The organism is Bowmanella denitrificans (genome assembly GCF_039522935.1).
Lineage (GTDB): Bacteria > Pseudomonadota > Gammaproteobacteria > Enterobacterales > Alteromonadaceae > Bowmanella > Bowmanella denitrificans.
The window spans coordinates 1,026,129-1,041,678 of sequence record NZ_BAAAEI010000006.1; the positions used below are offsets into that span (position 1 = coordinate 1,026,129).

The window sequence follows — 15,550 nt, forward strand, 5'->3', positions numbered from 1 at the left end:
AGAGGTGCGGTCTTGGCGGCATACGCTGCTGACACAGCGGGAATAGTTAAGGCATATGCTTGTCAGCCCAGGTACAACTGGATAAGCTGCTGGCAGATTCGCTGCAACAAGAACAAGGATGCATACGCATGACAAGGATTTGCCGTGTTTGTCTTGGCCTGGCGCTATTGTTAGCGATGGCGGCCTGCGGTTTGGCGCCGGATTACACCCAGGAGCGCGTCCGATTCCATTCAAAGCAGGACGAGTTGTATGGCACGCTAATTCTGCCCACTCAGGGCCAGGGGCCCTTTCCGGTTATCCTGTTTGTACATGGGGACGGTGCCTTACCATTCGATGCCCAAGGCTACTATCGCCCCTATTGGCAGGCGCTGGCACAGCAGGGCATTGCCGCCTTTGCCTGGGATAAACCCGGTGTCGGGGGCTCAAGTGGAGACTGGTTAGCACAGAGCATGCAGGACCGGGCCAATGAAGTGCTGGCCGCCATCGATGCCCTCAAGCAACATCAGGACAAAGTGCAGGCAGAGCATGTAGGCGTGATTGGATTCAGCCAGGCCGGTTGGGTGCTACCCAAATTGGCACCTGACCAGCACAAGCTGCAGTTTATGATACTGGTATCTACCGCCATAAACTGGGAGCAGCAAGGCCAGTATCATCGGCAAAAACGCCTGGAAAACCAACAGGCAGACGTGTCACTGGTGACCGAGGCCCTGCAACAAAACGCCGATTATGCGCAATATCAACAACTGTTCAGCCAGCATGCCGATAAGGATGACAAACTGCTGGACAAATCACGCTATGACTTTGTCCGCGTCAATTGGCAATCTGATGCTTCACAGGATCTCAAAGCATTGCACCTGCCGGTCCTGGCGGTTTTTGGCCAGGCCGATCTGAATGTTGACATCAACAACAGTCAAACCACTTATGCGGATATTTTTTCGGCGCTGCCAGCTCAGTGTTATCAGGCCAAAGTCTACCCGCAGGCAACCCATTCAATGACCAAAGCCAATTGGTTAAATCAGCAAAGTCCGGGGCTGGCCACCTATGCACTGATTCAACTGACGGGACAACATTTCTTCGTGGATGGCGTACTGACAGATATCAGCCAATGGGCTGCACAGCAGTTTGCTTCTCCAGCCACTGAATGCCGTAAAAAATGATTAACCGCTTTATTCGCCATATGCAGCCACTGCATGTGGCGACGCCAGATGTTATCGGATTTCGCTGTCAATTTTCGTTGGCAGACTATCAACCACAAATGATGCAAATGCTGCCCCCGTCAGCACAACCTGGTCAGCAGGCGGTAGCCAAACGCCAGGCCGAGTTCCTGGCTGGGCGACTATGTGCCAGGACTTGTCTTGAAAAGTTAGGCACACAACAGACCTGGATATCCATTGGTTCACACCGCAGTCCTTGCTGGCCAGAGGGTATACGAGGATCCATCACCCACACCGATCAGAACGCTCTTTGTATTTGTTCGGCCTCCCCCAGCATCGTGGCACTGGGCATTGATCTTGAACAACATTTGTCACCTGACACAGCCGATGATATTGCCGCTCAGGTACTGACCCGAGAGGAACAGGTCTTATTGTCCGGGCAGAAGCTGGATACCGCCCTTTTTGTCACCCGGGTATTTTCCGCCAAAGAAGCCATATTCAAAGCGCTCTACCCCTATGTACAGGCGTACTTTGGCTTTGAAGCAGTCAGCCTGCGCTGTATTGAGGGCGAGTATCTGGGTTTTGTACTGAATAAAAACCTGCACCCTGACTATCAACGTGGACAGTCGTTATGGGTGCAAAGTCTGAATGAAAATACACATATCCTGTCATTGTTGATTCAATCGCGTAGCCATAAGGCTACTTCAGGCGTCTTCATTTAACTGAGCTTGTCTGGTGCTGCAGGCCCAGGTAACACCCAGTATATTGGCACCGGCGCCGCACAGACATACCAACAATGCACCAATGATGATCAGGTAAAGCTGAGAGAAACCTTGTGGCCACAGCCAGTACCCCAATATGTAAGTAATTCCGATGGCAGCGACCACCAGCAAATGAATCAAAAAAAGCAGCTCCGTACTGTTAATACTGTCCTCGCTATTACCTTTAAAACGGCCCAGTTTCAAATCCACCCTGGTTTGACTAACTGACTCATAGCACATCCATAAACAACTGATATAGCAGGTACTTCCGACAAAAAGGGCAGACTGCAGGATATCCAGCCTTCCAGCGCTGAACAGGCTTTCTTCAGACATTTTGTACAGAATCAAAATACTGGTTATCAGGGTGACCGGAAGCCAGGGAAACACGTGGTGGGTAAAATAATACTCCTCATGGTTATCTTTTAACGTCGGGCTATTGGCTGAAGGGGAAACGGTACTTTGATACAAGGGCTTAAGGTATTTGCGGTTTAACAAGACCACCAGCGGCAATACAGTCAGCAATGATGCAGCGGCCAGAACAGCAATGACCAGCCAGGTCGGAGTGAAAAACCACACCTGAAAAAGGGCCAGTCCCGTTGCCCCAATCATGGCCAGTGGCAGAGAGTACGGCAGCAATATCCGCCATAAGTTGATCTCCCCGCTATGGGTGTGAGTTGCCGGATTGGCCGCTATTAACCAGCGCTGTGCATATTTTCCTGCCAGTTCATATTGCACCTGCACCGGCACCACAAACACAGACAAAGCATAAAACGTGGCAAAGAATAGCCAACTGGTATCCAGGTTGGTGTTTTGGCCCAATAACCAGAAATACACCACGAACAGCACCACAAATTCGAGCACCATCCTGACCAGCGCATTGATCATGGCTTCAATGTGCACTTCATCACAGGAAAACGTCATAAACCACCTATACAAGAATTAGAAGAAGATTGAGGTCGCAGCAAAAGCGCCAGACTCTGGTTCAGCTGACGTTCCAGGGCATCTATCCCCAATGGGCTGAGGCAACTACAGGTAATACGAAACATGGTTCCCTCCACGCCATCGGCAACAATATAGAAATTAATGGTTTCGTCCTCCCATTCGCCATCCAGGGCCTGAGCAGGCAAAAAACGGTGTTTGTCGGTTAATACTTCGATGATTTGCTTTTCCTCACCACTTTGTGGCTGGTAGACACTTTGCAGCATATTGACGTTGATGATGGGATCGGCCACCTTCTTACGTCGGTAACCGCGCGGCAGTGTCGGATCGTTAAACGGCGGATTGAGCGTGAACAAATAATCGGCCCAATAACTTGGATACAGGTTGGCGACCGGCATCAATTTGGCAAGAGCACGACTCAGGCGCATGATCATCCCGGCAAGCCAGCCATTGTATTTGCCGCGCCAGCGTTGGCGGGCTACCATCCCCAAGGGCACGCTAAAAGGAATGTCTAGCTTGTCCATAGCTTCAACATTGTGTTTCTTAACCTGTTCCAGTAACCCTTCTATTTCTCCCCCCAGATGCAATGGCACAGGCAACTGATACAGGCAAGGCGCCAGTAAAGTGCGCGAGCCATCAGCAACGCGGTTCTCAAGAACAGAGTTAAGCAATACCCTTGGTTGCTGCGTGACCTGCCCCACCGCATGAGCGACCACAGCCACCAGCAACATCTGTATGGAACAGCGACTGCTGACAGACAACTCATGCAGGTATTGCATCATGTCCTGAGTTAGTTTGACGTTGCGATCAAAATGCTCTGACGGCCCTTTGTCCGCTAAGTGCGTCAGCGGCCAGATAGTGCGGGAAAAGCCATCCAGACGAGCCTGCCAGAATGACGATTGGCTGGCGAAACTGCACTGTGCGGCGCGGCGTTCCCTGGCCACCGCCGTGGCAATCTGCAATGGACGTTTCTGCACACTGGCTTGTCCAGTCAGCGCCTGGCGGTATGCTGACATCAGTTGTTGTTCAAACAAGTACAACCCGGCGCCATCAAGAATGATGTGGGCAAAACTGCACAGCAGCAGAGATTGATTATCTGTCAGTTGCACAAGGTGACTTCGCAGCAACGGCGGTTTACTCAGATCAAAAGGCCGCATAAAGTCGCTGACCAGTTGCTGCACAAAGGCCTCCTGCTCTGCTTCTTCCATATGGCGTAAGTCATTAAAAGGTAAGCAGAAAGGTGGAAAGGTCTGAACTTTTTGCCTGGCAATAAGGCTGCCGATGCGAACTCTCAGGCTGTCATTGGCAGCCACAATGTTGCTGATACAACGCTCCAGCAAGGCATGCTGAGGCGGTCCATGTATAATTAGCCGTGACAGGTTGTTGGCTGTTTCCCCCATCATGAAATAGACAAACCAGAAACATAACTGAGCATGACTTAAGGGAAAGCTGCCTGCCGGTTGCAGCAATGGGTGTTGCTCATCCTGCAGAAATTGCTTCAGTTGCGTTTTATGCTGGCTGAGCCTGTCCCTTATGCTGTTGTCCAGTGCCTGCTCTGGTCCCTCTACCATCAATTCATCGCCTTCCAGCCAGACACGGATCTGGCGCTGCGACAACTCATCAAGTAACGCATTGAATGCCACCATATGCATGCCTATAACCTGATAGTGGTTTTGTTCACTGACGTTACACCGTCACCCTGGGCGGCCAGACGCTGCTCCAACAATAGGGCCAGCGAAGCGATAGTAGGATGCTCGTACAGCACGCCTGATGGTAACGTCACGGCAAAGTGCCGCTTGATGTCAGTAACGATTTGCACGGCCATCAGTGAATGTCCATGCAGCTCAAAAAAATCATCTTTGACACCAATGGGCGCGATGCCGAATCGATCCTGCCACAGACGGGCAAGGCGCTCTTGTAGCTCCCCCGCCGGTGCCTGAAATTCAGACGCCAAATCTGGACGTCCGTGATACTGGCTGTGAACGTCTTCATCATCCGCACGGGACTCGGCACTGTCCTGTCCTGCATATACCTGTGCTAATGGCCGGGTTGAAATGGCAACATCCGGATAGTCATAGGCCAGAACACGCTGAACCACCTCTATCCCTTCCTCGGGCAGTATGCCGTGGCGAATGGCTTCCAGTGCATCTTCTTTATCACCGCGCTGAGCACGCAGACTGTCTACCGCCATGCCGACCTCACGCCAGGAATCCCAACCAATACTCTTTATCGGTAACTGTGCCGCGTATTGTTGCGCTAACACTTGCTGATAGGCGTTTGCAGCACAATAGGCAACCTGTCCGACAGGACCAATCTGAGCCGACAGTGAAGAACAGAGTACAAAAAAATCCAGTGTGCTGTTGCGAAACAGGGTCAGTAGCGCCTGGCTACCCATCACTTTAGCGCTGAACACCTGCTGTGATTCCAGCGCTTGACGGGATTGGATCAACGCCCCGTCGGCAATACCGGCACTGTGAAAAATGCCATGCACCGGCCCGGTCTGCCGGACTACGACACCCATGGCCTTTTTGAGCGCTTTAAAGTCGGACACATCCACATCCACTGCCACCGGATGCCCCCCCGACTCGCGTAATTCCTGCATCAGGCGGATATTTCGGGTAATAGACTCCTGTTCGTCATGACTGTCCAGCCAGCTTTGCCATTTGCTCTGTGGCGGCAGTGCGCGTCGACTTAGCAGGATCACTTTGGCCTGATAGGCTTTACATAAATGTCTGGCCAATGTGGCACCAATGCCGCCGAAGCCGCCACTGATAAGGTAGCAGCCCCCCTGACGATAGGGGCTTTGGTTATCCACCGGCTGCAGGTTAACCGCTTGATATTCCTCCATATAGCGCTTTGCCTGACGGATGGCGACATGGGGACACTGTGCCCAGTTTTGCGTTTGCCAATGCAGTAACTCGCGCACCACGGCCTGTCGGTTGGAATGTTCTGCCATCGCCCGCTCACCGGGTAAATCCAGCACCCGACAGGACAGCATATCAAACTCCCTGGCAATGACCCGACAAGGGCCAAGCACCAATGCCTGAGAAGCGTCACAGGGCTCGTGGCCATCCGGCGCAAAAAGCTGACGGGTCAGAATCAACATGGCCATTTTCTGTTCTGCTGCATGACTGCTGAGTGCTTTGGCCAGATACAACAAACTATGGAAGGTATGATCCTGTAACTGCGCCTGCCCTGACTGGCGACCAAAGGCCCAGGTGTGCAGGATCATTGAAGGAACACGCCCCTGGCGTACCAGTTCAGCAGATAAGGCCTCAAAATCCCCATAGTGGCCTGGATTAATACTGAAAAGAGATTGCCCTTTTTGGCTAAATGCCCTGCCACTGTACACCAAGGTAACGCGCAGTCCCTGGCTCACCAGATTGTCCAGCAGCCCCTGCCAGCGTCTGGGGGTATCGACCAGACAAAGGATATCGCCATCCAGCCTGGCAGACGCCGGCGGCAACTCGTTGCGTTGCCAGGTGGCGCGATAAAACCAGTTATGCAGTGGTTGACGACTATGCTCATTGCGCACTGAATTTGAGGCACTGCGCCGCAGCCAGTATCGGCCTTGTTCAAAAGCATAGGTCGGCAGGGCTACCCGGCGACGTTGCTGCCCCTGATAAAAGCGCGACCAGTCAACATTAACGCCGTGTCGCCACAACGCGCCGACTGCACTGGCGATTTGTTCAAAATCCGACACTTGTTCCTTGGCTCCAGGCAGACAATATGGCACCGTGCCAGCACCCGGTTCCAGTTGCATGGCTGCCAATGTCGCCAAGGCTTTACCCGGTCCCACCTCCAGCAACTGATAGCCTTCCGCCAGCAAGGTAGCCACTCCCTGGCTGAAATTGACACTGTGACGCAGGTGGGCCGTCCAGTAAGCAGATTGACAGACATCTCTCGGGGACGCCCACTGACCGCTCAAATTGGAAATAAAGGGTCGGGTTGGCGGGCACAGCGTCATACTATCCAGAGCGGCGCCATACTCGGCCAGACAAGGCTCCATCATGGGTGAATGAAAGGCATGGGAGGTTTTTAGCCAGCGACAATCCACGTCCTGTTGTTGCAGACGCTCAGCAACCTCTTCCAGGGCAGGAGCCGGCCCGGCCAGCACCAGTGAAGCCGGGCTGTTGCGGGCAGCAATCACCACATCTGCGCAACAAAAGGGGAGTAAGAAGTGCTCATCGGCCTGCACCGCCAGCATACGGCCAGGTGCCATTTTTGCCATCAGGCGGCCTCGCAAACAAACCAGTTCAATGGCTTGCGACAACGTAAATACACCGCACAGACAAGCCGCGACATATTCCCCCAGACTGTGACCGATAAAGGTTTGCGCCTTAACGCCAAGGCTTTGTAAGAACATAGCCAGGGCGTACTCCAGCGCAAATAAGCAAGGCTGGGCAAAAGCTGTATCGGTCAGTCGTTCTGCATTTTCCGACGTTTTATCAAACATCAGGGTGAGCAGATCGTAGCCCTGCAAATGCGGGGCGGCGAGGCGCGCGCATTGATCAAGAATGGCCCTGAATTCGGGTTCAGTGTCATACAAACTTGCCCCCATCGAGACATATTGGGCGCCCTGACCGGAAAACATCATTGCCAGTTTGCTGTGACTTTGCTTAGACAAGGTGCGCTGAATGTCTCGCATGCCGGGTTCATTGAGTTTTTGCAGCGCCTGATTCACATCTGCAGCGGTTAGACTGGCGCGATAAGGCAGCAGGGTTCGCCCCACATGTAAGGTGTAAGCCGCATCCGGCAATGACAGTGGTTTGTGCTCAGCCAGATGCCGAGCAAAGCGGGCCATATTTTCCTGCAGCGCGGACTGACTGTTAGCAGAAAAACACAACAGCTGCACATGTCTGGCCCAGGCTGAGCTCTCCTGCACAGGGGGTTCCTGCAGAATCACGTGCGCATTGGTGCCGCCAATGCCAAAGGCACTGGCCGCCGCCCGACGGGGAACCCTTTCCCAATCACCAGGCTGGGTATTCACAAAAAACGGTGACGAAGCAAAATCGATTTCAGGGTTAGCACGGGAATAATTGATACTGGGCGGTAACTGTTTACGTGCAAACGCGCCACACAGCTTGATAATGCCCGCCATACCAGCCGCAGTATCCAGGTGTCCGATATTGGCTTTTACCGAGCCTATGGCACAAAACCCGGTTTCAGCGGTGTATTGCCGGTAAGCCTTGGTCAGCGCCTTCACTTCAATAGGGTCGCCCAGCGCGGTAGCCGTGCCATGGGCTTCAACATAGCCAATACTTTGCGGCTGCACATTTGCCGCATTCAGGGCCTGGGTGATCACATCGGCCTGTCCGTCCACGGAAGGCGCAGTAAATCCCAGTTTACGCGCGCCGTCATTGTTGATAGCAGAGCCTTTGATCACCGCAAAAATTGGGTCGCCATCCATCAGCGCCTGATCCAGCGGACGAAGGATAATGGCACCGGCACCGCTGCCAGAAATAGTGCCGGAAGCACCGGCATCAAAGGCTCGGCACTTGCCGTCACGCGACAATATGCCGCCCTGGGCATAATGATAACCACTCTTTTGCGGCACACTCACTCTCGCTGCACCCGCAATCGCCATATCGCACTCACCGGCAATAAGCGCCTGGCAAGCCTGGTGTATTACCACCAGAGAGGTTGAGCAGGCCGTGCCCAATGTCACCGCAGGCCCTTTCAGATTGAGCTTGTACGCCACCCGACTGGCCATCAGATCCGAGTTGTTTTCATAACAAAGGTCCCGGATCTGTTCAGCGGACAGGCCCTGTCCGCTGAGCGCATCGCTCAGGTATGAGCTACCTGAACAGCCAGCATACACGCCAATACGCAATGGGGTATTGTCCGGAGCATGGCCACAGCTTTCCAAGGCTTCCCAGGCGGTCTGCAAAAACAACCGATGCTGGGGATCCATCAAATCGGCTTCTTTTGCTGAGTAGCCAAAAAGCGCTGCGTCGAACTGATCGATATCATCCAGAAAGGAACCGCTGTTGACATAATCAGGATCCGCCAGCACAGCCTTATCTATGCCAGCTTCCTGTAGCTCTTCATCGCTGAGTGTCCTGATGGATTCATGCCCTTCGAAAATATTACGCCAAAACGTCTGCGCATCACTGGCATCGGGGAAGCGGCAGGCCAGGCCGGTAATGGCAATATCCAATTCAGTATCCATATCCATCTCTTTATTCCTTTAACAAAACACCAGAACGGCGCTGCGAGGCTTGATTTTTGAGGCGGTTGCGGCCATGTCGTACATCAGTCTGAGCACAAAACTCGGCTTCACTACCTTGTAAATACTGACAAAGCGCATCGACACTAGGGTGTTCAAGCAAGTCCAGCATGCTCAGTGTCAGACCTTGTCGTCGTAGCTGTTGCAGTAGTCGCATCAACAGCAGGGAGTGTCCGCCCACATCAAAGAAGTTGTCTTTGCAACCGATATCCTCACGCCCCAGCAGGGATTGCCAGGTTTGCAGTACTTGGGCGGCCAGATTTGATAAAGGCAGATTGTCATCCTGTTGCTCCAGAATGACAGGTGCGGGCAATTTTTGTCGGTCAACTTTGCCATTCACATTCAGCGGCAGGTTAGACATAGCCACAAAATGCTGCGGCAGCATATAACGCGGTAACTTTTCAGCCAGCTTGCCACGCAGCCAGTCTTCCGCCAATGACTGGTCATATTTGCCAACACAGTAAGCCACAAGGTGGCGGTTGGCTCCGCTGCCTTGCACATCCACAACCGCCTGCGCAACACCTTCTATTTTCTGCAGTACCGCTTCCACTTCTCCCGGTTCAATACGGAAACCGCGGATTTTAACCTGCGCATCCAGACGTCCGACAAACTGCAATTCGCCGGTGGTCAGCCAGCAAACCTGATCACCAGTGCGATACCAGCGCCTACCTGCCAGTTTGACAAATCGCTGGTTGGTTAACGCCTCCTGATGCAGATACCCCAGCGCCAGGCCATCACCGCCCAGATACAGTTCACCCGGTGTGCCCACCGGCACCTCCTGGACTAGTGGATCCAAAACCTTGGCCCAGGTACGATTGATTGGCAGACCAATAGGAATACCGTTAGTCTGATCACCTGACAGTGGCGCAATAGCATGGGTCAGGGCAAAGGTGGTGCATTCGGTGGGGCCATAGGCGTTGTGCAGTTGCACATCGGGCAACCGTTGTTGGCAACGCATAACATGCTCAGTGGAGCAAGCCTCACCACCGATCAACACATGTTGCATGCCGGCTAAGACCTCAGCGTCTTCATCCACCAAGGTATTAAATAAAGACGTGGTAAAAAACGCCGTAGTAATGCCAAACTCGCGGATGTATTGGGATATTAATGCAATGCTAGGTACGGCAGGCGGATAAATGGCCAACTGACAACCACAGAGTAATGCCGACCAAATTTCAAAGGTTGCAGCATCAAAGGTCACCGGTGCCAGATGGAGTATTCTGCTTTGATGATTCAGTGGTACATAATCCGCTTCATGCAGTAACCTGACCACCCCTCGGTCTGGAATGATCACCCCTTTGGGATGACCGCTGGAACCAGAGGTAAACATCAGATACAACGGATCTTCTGCCGTCCGCCGGATACCAGGGTCATCCTTGCTGTAAGCGCTAATTACAGAGACTTTTTCGTCCACACAGCACAAGGTGCTGCCAGCCAGTACCGTCAACCTTTCTGCTGGCCAATGACTTGAATGTGACAACACAAAAGACGCAGCACTTTGTGTCAGTATGCTTTGCAACCTGGCATCGGGTTCATCTGGGTCAAGGGGAAGATAGGCGGCCCCGGTTTTTACGATGGCCAGCATGGTGACAATAAATGCCGTGCCTCTGGGTAACATCAAACCAATGTATTGGCCCTTGGCGACGCCCTGGGCCAGCAAAAAATTGGCCAGTCGATTGGATTGGGTTTCCAGTTCGGACAAACTTAAACGCTTGTCGGCTTCCAGAATAACCGGCGTATCTGCCGATAGTTGTCGCTGCGCATGATATAAGGCCAGGATATCGGGAACGTCCGGATAATCCTGCTCCATACTGGGCGCCTGCCACTGGCGGGGCACAAGTTCGCTATCCAGGTGCAGGGCCCCCGGCTGACGTGCCATGGCAGACAATACCGCATTGTAGGTATCTGCCAGTAAATCGGCCTGCTGCTCGGTGAGCTTATTGGCGTCATAATCGATATCCAGTGACAGCTGTTTGCGCTGCAGATTGGATGTCAGTGTCAGATGCTGAAAGTGCACACTCAGGGTAAAGTTGGTGCCTTCATTCACCTGCTCTTTGTCCAACGGGTTACTGGCCGTCAGCCCCAGTTCCGGATCCAGTTCGTTGTATACATGGAAATCCAGATAGTTAAACAGCACTTCATCCAGCAGCCCTTGCCCGCCGGCATCACGTTGAATGGCGGCAAAAGGATAGCGCCGGTAAGGGAGTAACTTTCTTTCCTGAGCAAACACCTGCTGACAAAGCGCCTGCCAACTGCATTTTTTTAATTTGAACCGATATGGCAGCGTGTTTAGAAACAACCCTGCCAGCCTGTCACCACCAATCTCCTCCGGTCGGCCGTTTGCCGGTATGCCCGTCAGGATATCGGTCTGGCCACTGAGGATATTCATTACCTTGATGTGCGCGGCCAATGCCACACTTTTCATCGGTACTTCGGCCTCACGCATCAGCCGGCACAGCCCCTGATAATCAGCGGCAGACAAGGTAAATCTGCGCAGCCGAATATCGGGCACCTGATTTTTAACGTTCTGGGGTTTCATTCTTGGCAGGGTCAGCGCCTGCGCGTCCTGCAACTCTGCACGCCAGAACGCTGTTTGCGCCTCGGTCGCTAAAATACGTTGTTCCAATGCAACAAAATCGGCATAACGGAAGTCACATGCCTGCGCCTGCTGGTACATTTTGCCGCTCAGCCTGGCCTCGTAGCGATTGAAGACCTCGACGATCATGGAGTGATAACTCCAGCCATCAAACACCGGATGGCACTCTGTCATGGTGAACTGGATACAGCGTGGCGAGCGCAGATGAATAAAAAACCTCAGCAAGGTTGGCTTGCTCAGATCAAAAGGATGCTGGCGCTCCTGTTCCAGCAGTTGCAGAATGACCTCATTCTGAGCCGCCAAAGACAAGTGGCTGATATCTTCAATCTGTGTGGGCAGGGTGGCACTGGGCAACACCAGTTGCAGAGGCTCACTGAAGTTTTGCAAATCAAAGGCGGTACGGTAAACCTCATGAGCATCCACTGTGTCCTGAACCGCGGCCTGAAATGCCCCGGCATCAAAGGGGCGGCTCAGTTGAAACTGCGTGGTGCCGGTACAGTGATAAACATTGGAGTCCGGAGCGATTTCCATATGGTAAAACATGGCCGCCTGCATCTGACTGAGTGGATAGGCATCCTGCAAATCCGGGTAGGCTGACAGCAAACTGGCTTTGTCCTGTTCACTCACTTGACTGAATGGTGCGGTATGACGATATCCCAGCTCTTCATCGGTCGCGCCATGCTCGGCTGCCAGCGCCCGCACGGTTTGATGCTGAAACAACCCCATCATTGTCAGTTGCAGGCCACGGCGCTTGGCCTGATCAATCACCTGTACAGCCCTGAGTGAGTCACCTCCCAGGGCAAAGAAGTTATCCAGTACGCCAATGCGGTCAATACCCAGCACCGCCTGCCAAATTTCACATAAGCACTGTTCCTTGTCACTTTCCGGCGCCTGATAACGGCTGGCCAGCCTGGGACGCAGTCCAGAGGGTTCAGGTAAGGCCGCCAAATCCAGTTTGCCGTTAACGGTCAGTGGCATGGCATCAAGCATCATGAAAGCGGCAGGTAGCATGTAATCCGGCAGCCGTTTTGCCGCCTCGGCACGGATCTGTTCTACGGTGGGTGTTGCTTCACCACAGACCAGATAGGCAACAATCTGATTCAGGCCATCAGCCTGGCTTTTGGCTACCACTTTCGCGGACTCTACCATCGGCAGTCCCTGCAATACCGCCTCAATTTCGCCCAACTCAATGCGGAAACCACGAATCTTCACTTGTTGATCGGCACGCCCCAGATACTGCAAGCTACCGTCAGGCAAGCAACGGCCCAGGTCGCCGGAACGATACAGGCGCGGATGAACGGAGGCAGGTAGCGGATTGTCAATGAATCGCTGAGAAGTCAGTTCGGGACGATACAGATAGCCCCGCGCCAAGCCAGCGCCGCCCACATAAATTTCACCTACCGCGCCAGGCGGTACCAGATTTGCGTGCTCATCCAATAAATAGATACTCAGGTCTTCAATCGGCCTGCCTATCAGGCTGCCATGGCTTTTCTCAATAATTTGCCTGTCGATGGCCTGATAAGTCACATGTACCGTCGTCTCGGTAATGCCATACATATTGACCAACTTAGGTACGCAGTCGCCATGTACTTCAATCCACGGACGAAGGGCGGCGAAATCCAGGGCTTCGCCACCAAACACCACATATCGCAAGGACAGTTGAGCCCTGAGCTTGCTGTCTTTGCCAATAAACTGAGAAAAGGCCGACGGGGTTTGATTCAGTACCGTAACGCCTTGCTGGGCAACCAGTTGGTAGAATCGGTCAGGATCTCGGCTGATGGCTGGCGGTACCACCACCAGCTTGCCCCCATACAACCAGGCTCCCCACATTTCCCATACCGAAAAGTCAAACGCACAGGAGTGAAACAAGGTCCATACGTCATGCTGATCAAAGGCAAAATCAGACTCTGTCGCCTTGAATAATCGCAGCACGTTACCCTGGTTGATACACACCCCTTTAGGTTGACCGGTTGAACCAGAGGTATAGATGACATACGCCATTGAATCTGCATCGCTGGCCAGCGGGGGATTAAAATGATGCTGGTCCTCGGCGGCTGACACATCATCAAGCCAGATGCATTCTGGATGATTTTCCAGTTTTGCCAGCAATGGCGCGTGCAGATGGTCGCTGATGAGCAGCGACACTCTGGCATCCAGCAGATAGTAATCCAGACGCTGACTGGGATGGGCCGGGTCTAAAATCAAATAGGCCGCCCCACTTTTCAACACGGCCAGAATACTGACCAACAAATCAACCGATGGGCTAAGACATATCGCCACAATGGAAGGCGACGCCGGATTGATTGATGCTTGCTGGCGGGTGCGAATCAACTGTGCCAACAAATTGGCCTGCTGGTTAAGCTCGGTGTAGGTCAGTGTCTGGCCATCACAGCTAAGGGCCACTCTTTGCCCGAATCGTTCGACACTTTGCTCAAAGCATTCCACCAGCCCCACAGGGGATTCATGTCTGCGTAACACCTTCTCGGTGTGCATCACCAGGGCCTGCTGGGCCTGAGGATCAAGCATAGGTAAGGAAGAACAGGGGCGCTCCAGATTACCCAGTAAAACGCTTAACAGTTGCTGATACCATTGCGCCAGTTTTTCCATACTGTCAGGTTCAAAAAGATCCCGGCAATATTCAATCACCCCATCCACTTGTCCATCGGTTTCCTGTAATGAAAAGGTCAGATCAAATTTACTGGTGTCAATGGATGGTGGAAGCGTTTCGACCTCCAATTCTCCCCACTGCACTTGTGCGCTGTCACTTTGGTAAGCGAACATGACCTGGAATAAAGGGGTGATACTGACATCTCTTTCACCAACCAGTTCGTCCACCAGTTTTTCAAATGGCAGATGTTGATGTTCCAAAGCGTCCAATATGCTCTTTTGCACCAAACGTGCCTGAGCCTTAAAACTCAGACTGGGATCCAGGCGGGTACGTAACACCAGGGTATTAACGAACAGCCCTATCAATCCTTCAGTATCCAGGTGATCGCGACCGGCGACAGGGAAACCAACACTGATGTCCTGCTGTCGGCACATTCTGGATAGCAACAATTGGAAGGCGGTCATATACAAACTGAAACGGCTTAATCCATGGGCAGATGCAAAAGCGCTCGCCCTGTCGGCCAATGCCTTGGGCAGGCAAAAGGGTTGCAGCGCCCCTTTCAGGCTTTGTATCTTGGCCCTGGGTTTGTCAGTAAGTAATGCCAGTGAAGGCGCACCGCTCAGCATTTTGCGCCAGTATGCCAGGTCGTCTTTGTGTCGCTCTGAATTGAGATTGTCCTGTTGCCACTGTGCATAGTCACCGTATTGCAAAGGCAATTCTGGCAGTTGGGGCGGTTCCCCTTGTTGGTAGGCTTGATAGCAATGAGCCAGCTCGCTGACAAATATGTCTGCCGACCAGCCATCAGAGATAATATGATGCATGGTCACTGACAACAGCCAGTCTGCGTCATTGAGTTTCAGCACAGCAACGCGAAACAAAGGCAGTCGGGACAACTCAAACAGCTTTTGATATTGGTCAGTGGCAAATTCGGCAATCGCCGCTTCAGGCTTTGACAGCTCCGCATCCTGCCTGTCCACCCCGACAGCATATTGCGCCAGACAACGCTGATACAATGCACCGTTTTCATAGACAAAACGGGTACGTAAGATCTCATGGCGTGCCACAAGGTAGTTAACAGCCTGTTCCAGGGCCGTAACATCCAGGCAGCCTTTGATCCTGAGTAACTTGGGAATATGGTATTGATGGCTATCCGGTCTCAGTTGCTGCAGCAACCACATCCGCTGCTGCGCTGACGATGGCGCAAACTGATACTCTTCCGTGTTTGATGTCGTCTCTAATGTAGTCATACCAAAACCTTGTATT

6 protein-coding genes are annotated in these 15,550 nt (G+C 52.9%); 2 read left to right on the forward strand and 4 right to left on the reverse strand.

Going from position 1 to position 15,550, the window contains the following annotated elements; all coding sequences use genetic code 11:
- Nucleotides 1-59: 59 nt before the first annotated feature.
- Nucleotides 60-1,157 carry an alpha/beta hydrolase family protein gene (locus tag ABD028_RS07325; RefSeq protein WP_343843573.1) on the forward strand — a complete coding sequence of 366 codons (1,098 nt, stop codon included), beginning with the start codon at nucleotides 60-62 and terminating at the stop codon, nucleotides 1,155-1,157.
- Complete coding sequence (locus ABD028_RS07330) at nucleotides 1,154-1,876, forward strand: 4'-phosphopantetheinyl transferase family protein (protein WP_343843576.1); 723 nt, start codon at nucleotides 1,154-1,156, stop codon at nucleotides 1,874-1,876. Before ABD028_RS07325 ends, ABD028_RS07330 begins: the two co-directional genes overlap by 4 nt.
- Here ABD028_RS07330 and ABD028_RS07335 read toward each other — a convergent pair.
- Genes ABD028_RS07335 through ABD028_RS07350 form a run of 4 tightly spaced genes read right to left on the reverse strand, consistent with a single transcriptional unit; the run spans nucleotide 1,859 to nucleotide 15,534 of the window.
- Entirely contained in the window at nucleotides 1,859-2,836 is a 978-nt protein-coding gene (locus ABD028_RS07335; protein WP_343843579.1) for a hypothetical protein, read from the reverse strand. The genes ABD028_RS07330 and ABD028_RS07335 overlap by 18 nt on opposite strands.
- On the reverse strand, nucleotides 2,833-4,506 hold the full coding sequence (locus ABD028_RS07340) for a condensation domain-containing protein (protein WP_343843581.1): 1,674 nt from the start codon (nucleotides 4,504-4,506) through the stop codon (nucleotides 2,833-2,835). Before ABD028_RS07340 ends, ABD028_RS07335 begins: the two co-directional genes overlap by 4 nt.
- Before the next feature lie 2 nt (nucleotides 4,507-4,508).
- Nucleotides 4,509-9,032: a type I polyketide synthase gene (locus ABD028_RS07345; RefSeq protein WP_343843583.1), complete on the reverse strand. Its 4,524-nt coding sequence runs from the start codon at nucleotides 9,030-9,032 to the stop codon at nucleotides 4,509-4,511.
- A gap of 4 nt (nucleotides 9,033-9,036) precedes the next feature.
- Entirely contained in the window at nucleotides 9,037-15,534 is a 6,498-nt protein-coding gene (locus tag ABD028_RS07350) for an amino acid adenylation domain-containing protein (protein WP_343843586.1), read from the reverse strand.
- Nucleotides 15,535-15,550 lie beyond the last annotated feature (16 nt).